1 protein-coding gene is annotated in these 660 nt (G+C 31.5%); it reads right to left on the bottom strand.

The features are described 5' to 3' along the window. Window positions 1–559 (bottom strand): metal ABC transporter ATP-binding protein (locus J1M44_RS11370; protein ID WP_206481116.1); only part of this gene is annotated, 559 nt, incomplete at its 3' end. Window positions 560–660: the final 101 nt, after the last annotated feature.

Below are 660 nucleotides of genomic sequence, written 5' to 3'. Positions count from 1 at the left end.
TAAGTTTTCCTTGTTGTTTTAAGTTCTCGATTTTTGTCATGATTAATTTTTCGCTACTAAAATCAATTCCGACAAACGGCTCATCTAGAAAATAAACTTCACTTTCGGACATCAATGCTCTTGCTACTAGCACACGTTGTAATTGTCCACCACTTAATTCTGAAATTTGTCGATGACGTAAAGATTCTAATTCTAAATCGCTTAATAACTGTTTGAGTTTATCCCTTGCTGATTTATTAGGTCGTCTAAACCATCCAATTTCTTTGTAGCAACCTGATAAAATCACTTGTTCCACACTTATAGGAAAATCTAAATCAATATGTGCTTTTTGTGGAATATATGTAATATGTTGCAGTTGTTGTTGTATAGGTTTGTTATATAACAATTTAGTACCGGTAGCATTAAATTCACCAATTAAAGACTTGATAAGGGAAGATTTACCAGCACCATTCGGGCCCATGATACCAATTATTTCGCCGCGTACTGGTATCGATAAGGAAATGTTTTTAAGTACATGCTTATTACCTAAAAACAGATTTAAATCTTTTGTTTCTAACAAACGTTTATACCTCCTAATTAAAAGTTTAGGCTAACCTAATTAATTGTATAATAAACTGAGAATATTTATCATGTCAAGTAAATTCGTGATATAATATAGAC

Origin of the sequence: Micrococcus sp. KRD128 (genome assembly GCF_017168395.1) — a bacterium.
Taxonomy (GTDB): domain Bacteria; phylum Actinomycetota; class Actinomycetes; order Actinomycetales; family Micrococcaceae; genus Micrococcus; species Micrococcus luteus.
Note: the sequence above shows the minus strand (reverse complement) of the source record. Positions and strands in the feature narration are given on the sequence as shown.